Origin of the sequence: Cellulomonas sp. PS-H5 (assembly GCF_019265565.1) — a bacterium.
Taxonomy (GTDB): Bacteria; Actinomycetota; Actinomycetes; order Actinomycetales; family Cellulomonadaceae; genus Cellulomonas.
The window spans coordinates 41,919-49,535 of record NZ_JAHVCI010000032.1; the positions used below are offsets into that span (position 1 = coordinate 41,919).

At 76.2% G+C, this 7,617-nt stretch carries 7 protein-coding genes; 5 read left to right on the forward strand and 2 right to left on the reverse strand.

Features of this window, described 5'->3' with window-relative positions; all coding sequences use genetic code 11:
• Positions 1 to 69 precede the first annotated feature (69 nt).
• Together J5O08_RS13055 and J5O08_RS13060 are read left to right on the forward strand one after the other, a co-directional pair.
• Positions 70 to 1,473, forward strand: a complete 1,404-nt coding sequence (locus tag J5O08_RS13055; RefSeq protein ID WP_218707317.1) for a hemolysin family protein — start codon at positions 70 to 72, stop codon at positions 1,471 to 1,473.
• On the forward strand, positions 1,470 to 2,537 hold the full coding sequence (locus tag J5O08_RS13060) for a hemolysin family protein (RefSeq protein WP_218707318.1): 1,068 nt from the start codon (positions 1,470 to 1,472) through the stop codon (positions 2,535 to 2,537). The genes J5O08_RS13055 and J5O08_RS13060 overlap by 4 nt, the downstream gene beginning before the upstream one ends.
• A 211-nt stretch (positions 2,538 to 2,748) precedes the next feature.
• Here the strand turns inward: J5O08_RS13060 and J5O08_RS13065 are convergent, their stop codons facing one another.
• Positions 2,749 to 5,040 (reverse strand): bifunctional diguanylate cyclase/phosphodiesterase, encoded by a 2,292-nt coding sequence (locus tag J5O08_RS13065; protein WP_218707320.1) that lies wholly within the window; start codon positions 5,038 to 5,040, stop codon positions 2,749 to 2,751.
• A gap of 107 nt (positions 5,041 to 5,147) precedes the next feature.
• Here J5O08_RS13065 and J5O08_RS13070 point away from each other — a divergent pair, with 107 nt between their 5' ends.
• From J5O08_RS13070 to J5O08_RS13080, 3 genes are all read left to right on the forward strand, one after another.
• Positions 5,148 to 5,714, forward strand: a complete 567-nt coding sequence (locus J5O08_RS13070) for a dihydrofolate reductase family protein (RefSeq protein ID WP_217616096.1) — start codon at positions 5,148 to 5,150, stop codon at positions 5,712 to 5,714.
• A gap of 98 nt (positions 5,715 to 5,812) precedes the next feature.
• Positions 5,813 to 5,971, forward strand: coding sequence for a hypothetical protein (locus J5O08_RS13075; protein WP_218707322.1), 159 nt, complete (start codon positions 5,813 to 5,815; stop codon positions 5,969 to 5,971).
• Between the two features lie 74 nt (positions 5,972 to 6,045).
• Complete coding sequence (locus tag J5O08_RS13080) at positions 6,046 to 6,243, forward strand: hypothetical protein (protein WP_147796370.1); 198 nt, start codon at positions 6,046 to 6,048, stop codon at positions 6,241 to 6,243.
• Positions 6,244 to 6,288: 45 nt separating this feature from the next.
• Here J5O08_RS13080 and solA read toward each other — a convergent pair whose 3' ends face one another.
• Positions 6,289 to 7,467, reverse strand: a complete 1,179-nt coding sequence (solA, locus tag J5O08_RS13085; RefSeq protein ID WP_218707323.1) for an N-methyl-L-tryptophan oxidase — start codon at positions 7,465 to 7,467, stop codon at positions 6,289 to 6,291.
• Positions 7,468 to 7,617 lie beyond the last annotated feature (150 nt).

Genomic DNA, 7,617 nt, shown 5'->3' on the forward strand with positions numbered 1-7,617 from the left:
AGAGATGGACGGCGACAGTAGTACCGACCCCCTGCGCCCGTGCGAGACGGCGACGGGGGGTGAGATCTGATGTGGGTGCTGTCCCTGCTCCTGGGCGTGCTCGTCGTGCTGGCGATCACCGCTGCGACCGGGTACTTCGTCGCGCAGGAGTTCGCGTACATGGCCGTCGACCGGTCGCGGCTGAACGCGCGCGCCGCCGACGGTGACGCCGGCGCGCGCCGCGCGCTGTCCGTGACCCGGCGCACCTCGTTCATGCTGTCGGGCGCCCAGCTCGGCATCACCGTGACCGGCCTGCTCGTCGGGTACGTGGCGGAGCCGCTGATCGGCGACGCACTCGGCGAGGCCCTGGGCGGCGTCGGCGTGCCCACGGCGGTCGGCGTGGCCGTCGGCACCGTGTTCGCGCTGCTGCTGTCGACGCTCGTGCAGATGCTGTTCGGCGAGCTGTTCCCGAAGAACCTCGCGATCGCCCGCCCCGAGCCCGTGGCGGTGAAGCTGGCGTCGTCGACGACCGCGTACCTCACCGTGTTCGGCTGGCTGATCCGGGTGTTCGACTCCGCGTCGAACGCCCTGCTGCGGCTGCTGCGCATCGAGCCCGTGCACGACGTGGAGCACTCCGCGACCGCGCGCGACCTCGAGCACATCGTCGCCGAGTCCGCCGAGTCCGGGGACCTGCCGCGCGAGCTGTCCGTCCTGCTGGACCGGATCCTGGACTTCCCGGAGCAGGACGTCGAGCACGCGATGATCCCGCGGTCGCGGGTCGACGTCGTGCGCGCCGGCGCCACCGTCGCGGACGTCCGCGAGCAGATGGCCAGCGGGCACTCCCGGTACCCGGTGCTGTCCGCGGACGACGAGGTGCTGGGCGTCGTGCACCTGCAGGACGTGCTGGTCGCCACCGACCCCGGCGAGCCCGTCGAGCGGCTCATGCGGGCGTCCGAGCTCATGCCCACGTCGATGGCCCTGCCCGACGCGCTGCGGCAGCTCGCGGCCGGGCGCAACCAGCTCGCGTGCGTGCTGGACGAGTACGGCGGCTTCGCCGGCGTGCTGACCTTCGAGGACCTGGCGGAGGAGCTGGTCGGCGAGATCACCGACGAGCACGACACCGGCGTGCACGCGCCGACCCTCGCGGAGGACGACGGCGCCTGGACCATGGCCGGCGACGTCCACGTCGACGAGGTGGAGCGGGCCGTCGGGCGCGACCTGCCCTCGGGCGACTGGGAGACGATCGGCGGCCTCGTCATCGCCGCGCACGGCTCCCTGCCCGCGGCCGGGACCAGCGTGGTCGTGCTGCTGCCGGACGACCCGGGCGAGCTCGCGCACGCGGGCGAGCCGGACCCCGTGTGGATGCGGGTCGACGTGCTGGAGATCGAGCGGCACGTCCCGGCCCTGGTGCGGGTCACCGTGCCCGCCGACCCGCCGCCCACCGAGGACGAGCGCGCCGACGCCGTCGAGCGCGACCAGGAGGAGAACCGATGAGCCCGCTCGTCGTGGTGATCGTGACCGTCGGTCTGATCGCCCTGTCGGCGTTCTTCGTCGCCGTGGAGTTCGCGGCGCTCGCCGCCAAGCGGTACCGCCTCGAGGAGGCCGCGCCGCGCAGCCGGTCCGCCCGGGCCGCGCTGCGCAGCTCGACCGAGCTCACCGTGCTGCTCGCCGGGTCCCAGCTCGGCATCACCGCGTGCACCCTGGCGCTCGGCGCCGTGACCAAGCCCGCGGTGCACCACTGGCTGACCCCGCTGTTCGAGGGCTGGGGCGTCGCGCTCTGGCTCGCGGACGTCGCCGGGTTCGTCCTGGCGCTCATCATCGTCACCTTCCTGCACCTGGTGGTCGGCGAGATGGCGCCCAAGTCGTGGGCGATCGCGCACCCCGAGACGTCCGCGATCCTGCTCGCCACCCCGATGCGCGCGTTCATGTGGCTCACCCGGCCGCTGCTGCGCGTGCTGAACGAGGCGGCGAACTGGTGCCTGCGGCGGGTCGGCGTCGAGCCGGCCGACCAGGTCGCCACCGGGCAGAACCCGGACGACCTGCGGCACCTGGTCGAGCACTCGACCAACGTGGGTGCGCTGGACGCGGCCTACTCGCGGCAGCTGACCGGGGCCCTGGAGCTGCAGTCCCTGACCGTGCGGGACCTGGTGCGCGCCGGCGGCTCGCCCACGGCGGTCGCGCCGGACGCCACCATGGCGGACGTGCGGGCCGCGACGAAGGGCTCGGGGCACCTGCGGGTGCTCGTCGGCGCCGGCGACCGGCTGGACGGGGTCGTGCACGTGCGCGACACGCTCGCCCACCCGGACGAGGCGCCCGTCGGCGCGCTGGCGCGGCCGGTGCTGCGGCTGGAGGCCGACGCGCCGGTGTCGGGCGCGCTCACGCAGATGCGGGAGCAGCGGCAGCACCTGGCGCTGGTGCTCGACGGCGGGCGCACGCTCGGCGTGGTGACGCTGGCGGACGTGCTGGCGCGGCTGTTCCCGCTGGCGGCGCCGGAGGCGGCGGCCGCGGCGGGCGCGGGCGCCGGGGCGGGCGCCGGGGCCGGGGCGGGCGCGAGCTGACCCGCGCGGTCCCGATCCCCACCTGATTCTCGCGAGGCCACCCGATCCATCGGGTGGCCTCGCGAGAATCGGTGGGGTTTGCGGGGTCGGCGAGGCTCGCTGGGTTCGCGGGGCGCCGGGTGCGCGACGCGACGGCGAGCGGGGCCCTCGCGACCCCACGGGCGCGACCGCCCCGGCCCGCGCACGCGGCGCTACGCGCCGACCCCCGCCGCTACGCGCCGACCGCCGCCGCGCGCCCCGCCTCGTCCCGGGCGCGCAGCCAGGCGTCCGCGTCGGCCAGCGGCATCGGCCGGCCGTGCAGGTAGCCCTGCGTGCGGTCGCACCCCATGCCGCGCAGCGCCTCGGCGGTCTCGGCGTCCTCGACGCCCTCCGCGATCAGCCGGAGGCCGAGGTGGTGCGCGAGCTCCAGCGTTCCCGAGACGATCGCCCGGGTGCGGTCGTCCGACGTGAGCCGCATCGTGAACGACCGGTCGAGCTTGAGCTCGCCGGCCGGCAGCTCGTTGAGGTAGGTCAGCGAGGAGTAGCCCGACCCGTAGTCGTCGATCGCCAGGCCGATGCCGCGGTCCGCGATCTCCCGGGTCACCGCGACGGCGTGCCGCGGGTCGTGCATGAGCGTCGTCTCGGTGATCTCGACGACCAGCCCCTCCGGGCGCAGGCCGGCGGCGGCGAGCGCGCCGTCCAGCGAGGGCAGCAGCCCCGGATGGCCCAGGCAGGACGTCGACAGGTTGACGGCCACCGGCAGGTCGCGGCCCTCGGCCTGCCAGCGCGCCGCCGTCCGGGTCGCCTGCGCGAGCACCCGCTCGGTCAGCGCGAACATCGAGCCGGTCTGCTCCGCCAGGTCGATGAACGCCCCCGGCGGGAGCAGGCCGCGCTCGGGGTGCGCCCACCGGACCAGCGCCTCCATGCCGACGACCCGGTCGTCCGCGCAGTCGAGCTGCGGCTGGTAGTGCAGCTCCAGGGCGCCGTGCCGCGCGTCGCCGTCGGGGGCGGACAGCAGGGCGCGCAGCTCGTCGGCCAGCGCGATCTCGTCGCGGTCCCGCGCGTCGGCGGCCTCGTCGTACACCCGGACGCCGCCGCCCGCGCGCTTGGCGGCGTACATGGCGGTGTCCGCCCACCGGACCAGCTCGCCGTCGTGGTGGTCGCCGAACGCGGTGCTCGCGACGCCGATGCTCGCGTCGAGGCGGACCACCCGGCCGGTCACGTCGATCGGCTCGCGCACGGCCTCGTGCAGCGCGTGCGCGACCACCGTGGCGCGCTCGACGTCGTCGTGGTCGAGCACGACGCCGAACTCGTCGCCGCCGAACCGGGCCAGCAGCGCGCCCCCGTCGAGCCGTGCCTGCAGCCGCCGGCTCACCGTCCGGATCACGGCGTCGCCCGCGGGGTGGCCGTACCGGTCGTTGACGTCCTTGAACCGGTCGAGGTCGATGACCAGCAGCGCCGCCCCGGTCCGCGCCGCGGCGAACCGGTCGGCGACCTCCAGCATCGCCCGGCGGTTGGCGACGCCGGTGAGCGGGTCGGTCCGGGCCTCCTTGCGGGTGGCGGCCAGCGCGGCCAGCTCGCTCGCGGTCCGGAGCAGCTGCGCGCAGCCGCCCGCGACCCCGGCGGCGGCGAGCAGCGCGACGACCGGGGTGCCCGCGGGGCGCAGGCTGTCCAGCACCAGGACCGCGGTGCTCGCGGCGATCGCGACCATCGCGCACGTCGTCACCACCAGCGTCGACGCGAAGTGCCCGCGCAGCGGCGGCGGCTTGATCGCACCCGCGCGGGCGGTCACCAGGGTGAGCGCGGTCCAGCTGACGACGACCGGCAGGGCGGGCGCGCCGTCGGCCGGGAGCCACGGCAGCAGCACCAGCTCGACCACGGCCATCGCCCCGAGGCCGACCAGCAGCAGCCACGCCCGCGGGTCGTCGCGCAGCCCGCCGAGCACCGTGACGACGAGCGTCATCGCCGCCAGCACCCCCAGGGCGGCGGCCCGCACCAGGTGGCCCTCGGCGGCCCAGCCCGGCGCGTCCGCGGGCAGGACGCCGACCGCGACGGCCCACACGAGCAGCGCGAGGGCGCCGAGCGTCGAGCCGACGAAGTTGATCCAGTCCACCGGGTGCACGGCCGACGTCCGGAACCGGTTCCAGGTGAGCATGCCCTGGTGGGCGCACATCACGGCGACGACGCCGCCGACGGTCAGCGCGATCCCGCGCAGGTCGGCCGCGGCCGGGCCGCGCACGGTCAGGTCGACGAGCGCCTCCACCGCCAGGCCCGCGGCGACGGCCGTGACCGACCGGCCGCACCACCGCCACAGCCCGCGCTCCTCGAGCGAGCGCAGCTGGACCTGCTGCCGCAGCACGACGCCGGCCGACAGCGCCGCCAGCGCGCCGCCGGCGGCGGTCAGCCCCGCGACCCCGGTCAGGTGCTCGACCACGGCGAGCGCGGCGACGAGCGCGGCCGGGCCGAGGAGCAGCGGGCCGGGCGGCAGGACGCGTCGTCGCGGCGGGGTGATCGAGGAGGGCATCACCCACACCATCGGCGTCCGGGGGCGGCACCCGAGCCGGGGCGCACGACTTCACCCGCCCCCGCAGACCCTCGCGCCCACGCGGCGGCCGCCCCTACGGTAGGGCGATGGGGCGGCTGATCTACTCGATGTTCACCTCGCTCGACGGCTACGCGGCGGACGCGTCCGGCAGCAGCGACTGGGGCGGCGCGCTGGACCCGGCGCTGCACGACTTCATCTCGGAGCAGACGCGGTCCGTCGGGACGTACCTGTACGGCCGCCGCATGTACGAGACCATGTCGTTCTGGGAGACGGCGCTGGAGTCGCCGGACCCGCCCGAGTTCGTCCGGACCTACGCCGCGGTGTGGCAGGCGGCCGACAAGGTCGTCTACTCCTCGACGCTCGCGGAGCCGACGACGGCGCGGACCACGGTCGAGCGGTCGTTCGACCCCGAGGCCGTGCGCTCCTGGGTCGCGGGGCTCGACCACGACGTCACCGTCGACGGCCCGACGCTCGCGGCGCACGCCCTGCGGGCGGGGATCGTCGACGAGGTGCAGCCGTATCTCGCGCCGGTGTCGGTGGGTGGCGGGCTGCGGTTCTGGCCGGAGGGCGTGCCGCTCGACCTGGAGCTGCTGGAGCAGCGCGGGTTCGGCAACGGGACGCTGTGGCTGCGCTACGCGGTGCGCCGGGGCTGAGCGGTCGGGCCCACGGCTCGGTGACGTGACCGGGGTCGTTGACTCCCGCGCGGCGCGGGGAGGACCGTGGACGGACCGCACGAGCGAGGAGGCGGGTCATGCGTCCGCTGCGCTGCATGGTCGGTCGGCACGTCTGGGAGAACCGGCGGAACCCCGAGAAGGGCGGCGCGGGGGCGCAGTACCAGGTCTGCGCGCGCTGCGGCCGGGACCGGCCGGGGTACGAGCCCCACGACGGGACCTACATGGTCGGGATGTGACCTCTCCGGGTGGTTGACGGCACCGTCGCGCCCGCGGGACCGTGGTCGGGCCGGTCCAGGGGAGGAGGGCGACGATGCGGTCGCTGCGGTGCACGGTCGGACGGCACGCCTGGCGCGTGCGGCGGAACCCGGAGAAGGGCGGCGCGCAGGCGCTGTACGAGGTCTGCGCGCGGTGCGGGCGCGACCGGCCGGTGTTCGAGCAGGGCGACGGCAGCGGTCTGGCCGTGCTGGGGCTCGGCGGGACGGCGGGTCCGGGGGCGGGCCCGGCCTGAGCCCCGGCGCGCCCGGGGCCGGACGGACCTCGGGTGCGCCCGCGCTCAGGCGTGCAGGCCGAAGTCGGCCGCGTACCCCGGGTCGGTGATCGCCGGCCGGGTCAGGGAGAACAGCCCGATGTCGTGCGGTGTGGACCCCGCGGTCACCAGGTCCGCCAGCACGGACCCCACCAGGCTCGCGAACTTGCCGCCGTGCCCCGCGCCGTTGAACACCGCGACGTGCGGGTGGCCCGGCACGGTGTCCAGCACGAACTCCCGGTCCGGCGGCATGTCGTACACGCACACGGCGCTGCGCAGCGCGGGGCCCGCCGCGGCGGGCAGGTGCCGGGCGAGGAAGTCCCGGGACCGCTCGGTGGTCGCCGGGTCGGCCCGGTGCGTGCGGCCCTCGCTGGTGACGAAGTGCCCGCGCATGTCCCGGGCGATCTTGACCGCGGCCTCGCCGTAGACGGGGAAGCCGTACATGACCTCGTCGCCGTGCCACACCCAGATCGGGAACCGGTCGGGCGTGAAGTCGGTCAGCCGGGAGGACGCGACGTAGTCGACCTGCTCCTCGGACAGCGTCAGCCGGAAGTCGAGCCCCAGGTCCGGCATGAGGTCGCCGAGCCAGGACGCCGCGGCGACGACCAGCCCGCCCGCCTCGACGTCGCCCGCCGAGGTCCGGACCGTGACGCCGCCGTCCCGGACGTCGACCCCCGTGACCCGGGTGTGCGGCCAGAACTCGACGCCCGCCGCCAGCGCCAGCGACGTGTGCGCGGAGACCGAGCGGCGGATGTCGATCAGCCCCGCGTCCGCCTGGTGCAGCGCCGTGGTGCCGTCGGGCACCTGCCACTGGGGGTAGCGGGCGCGCAGGTCGGCGGTCGACAGGTCCTCGAAGGACGCCCCGCCCGCGGTCATCGCGTCCCGGAACACGGCGAGGCGGTCGGCGCCGTCGGCGGTCGGCGGGGCGAGGTCGAGCCCGCCGGTGCGCGTGAACACCTGCAGGCCGGACTCGCGCTCGACCCGGTCCCACGCGGCGTACATCGCGTCGGTCAGGTGCACGTACTCGGGCCGGTGGTAGGACCGCCGGATGATCCGGGAGTGGTCGCCGGAGGAGCCGAGCGAGTTCACCAGGTCGAACTGCTCGACGACCAGCACCCGCTCCGCGCCCGCGCGGGCGAGCCAGTACGCGGCGGCCGAGCCGACCGCGCCGGCCCCGATGACGACGTGCGAGTAGGTGCGTGCCACGCGCCGCACGCTAGCCCGCGCGGCACCCGGCGGGCGAGGGGCGTCCACGCCGCGCGCGGACGTTGCGGGCGCCGACCCTGCGCGGCGCGCGTGCCGTCAGCGGTGCGCGGCCCGGGCCGCGGCGGCCTCGGCGGCGACCGCCGCCGCGTC